The organism is Candidatus Darwinibacter acetoxidans, assembly GCF_041936445.1.
Lineage (GTDB): Bacteria > Bacillota > Limnochordia > Darwinibacteriales > Darwinibacteriaceae > DTU010.
Genome location: NZ_JBHGXH010000026.1, coordinates 1 through 1,390, shown reverse-complemented (window position 1 = coordinate 1,390; position 1,390 = coordinate 1). Strand labels below are relative to the sequence as shown.

The following is a 1,390-nucleotide window of genomic DNA, read 5'->3' as shown; positions in this document are numbered from 1 at the left end:
CCGGCCACCTCGTTGCTCCCCTTTATTGCCGCTTCGAAGGAGGTGGAGCCCAGCTGCAGGTGCCGGTAAATGTTTTCGCTGACCACGATGGAGTTATCCACCAGCATCCCCGCGGCCAGGGCCAGGGCGCCCAGGGTCATCAGGTTTATGGAGAGACCTGAGAAATAAAGCAGGGCAAACGCCGAAAGCACGGCTACCGGTATGGTCAGCCCGATCACCAGGATCATCCGCCAGTCTCTTAAAAAGAGCAGCAGCACAGCCACGGCAAGCAGCGAGCCCAGCAAGAGCGAGACGGCCAGGTCCATGAGGGCGGTTTCAATCTCCTTGGCCTGGTCAAAGGTATACTTGAAGCTCAAATCGTAGCCCAGTTCATTGAATTCGGCGGCAAGTTCGTCCAGTGCCCGGTGCACCTGGCGTGAAACCGCCACCGTGTTGGATTCCCCTTCCTTCTGCAGGTAGAAGCCGATGCTCGGATGCCGGTTGATCCGGCTTATTGAGGATGCCTCGTGCAGATCCAAATTCACTTCGGCGATATCCTGCAGCCGGATGGGGATGAGGGGAAACTCATCTTCCGGTATGGCCGGTCCGCCCCCGGCTCCCGCCGAAGAGAGGATCATGGCCATGGACATGTCGACAATAGCCTTCTCCAGCTGCTGCGAAGCCCTGTTCAGTTCTCCCTTGATCTTGCTTTCCAGCCCCTTGAGCTGTTCCTTCCAGGCCTCAAAATCAGGGATATTGACCAGGTGAGTATTGCCGATCTCCTCCAGCTCCGCGCTTACATCCGGCGGCAGGTCTACGATGATCTTGCCCTTCTCAATGGCTACAGGCCAGTTCTCGGGCAGCTCCCGGGCAACCTGCTCCAGGTTGATGCCGTATTTTTTAAGCAGCTCCGGATCCGGCTCAATGGTCAGCCTGCCTTCTTCATCTATTTCCATGCGCGGCGTGAGATCCTTGAGGTATATTTCGCGCATTGGTATCTCCATGCTATCGCCGGACGGCAGCGTCTGCGAGAGCATGCGGTTCAGATCTATATCCACCGATCGCCCGATGAGCTTTTTTAATTCCTCTTCGTCGAGTTGAAAGCCGACAACCAGGCTGCGGATCTCCTCCAGGTCCGGTGAGCGCCCGACCAGCCGGATGCGCATCTGGCGATCATCTAGCACCACTTTCCCACCCGGGAGATTAAGCAAGCTGGCCCGCAGGATGTTAGCGACCTGCTCATAAGAAAGTTCATATTCCTGAACACTATTGGGAAAAAGCCGGATAAAGAGATCTCTCTTCACTCCGCCTTCAACCATCATGCTGGCCACGCCGGGAATCGCCTCAAGGCGCGGCCTGGCGCTTTTCTCCAACCATTCGGTCAGTTCAGCGGGATCGAGGCTGCTGCTCA

The 1,390-nt window shown here is 56.9% G+C and carries 1 protein-coding gene; it reads right to left on the bottom strand.

The features are described 5' to 3' along the window. The coding region (locus ACE4YL_RS00715; RefSeq protein ID WP_461369007.1) for an efflux RND transporter permease subunit at positions 1 to 1,390 on the bottom strand (1,390 nt) is incomplete at both ends.